This window comes from Hymenobacter gummosus (genome assembly GCF_003970915.1).
Taxonomy (GTDB): Bacteria; Bacteroidota; Bacteroidia; order Cytophagales; family Hymenobacteraceae; genus Solirubrum; species Solirubrum gummosum.
The window spans coordinates 1-287 of record NZ_RXOF01000052.1; the positions used below are offsets into that span (position 1 = coordinate 1).

General features: G+C 71.4%; 1 protein-coding gene. It reads left to right on the top strand.

The features are described from left to right. The coding region (locus EJV47_RS27805) for a DegT/DnrJ/EryC1/StrS family aminotransferase (protein WP_207896025.1) at positions 1–287 on the top strand (287 nt) is incomplete at both ends.

The window sequence follows — 287 nt, forward strand, 5'->3', positions numbered from 1 at the left end:
ACTACGGCTCCCAGCAGAAATACTACAACGAGCGAATCGGCTACAACTCCCGCCTCGACGAGCTGCAGGCGGCCGTATTGCGGGTGAAGCGGCCACACCTAGCCGCCTGGACGGCCGAGCGGCAGCGCCTGGCCGCCGAGTACGACGCCCGCCTGGCCGGCCTGCCGGAGCTGATTCTGCCCCGGACGGTCCCCGGCGCCACCCACGTGTACCACCTCTACGTGGTGCGCACCGCCCGGCGCGACGCGCTGCAGCAGCACCTGGCGGCCGCCGGCATTGGCACCCTG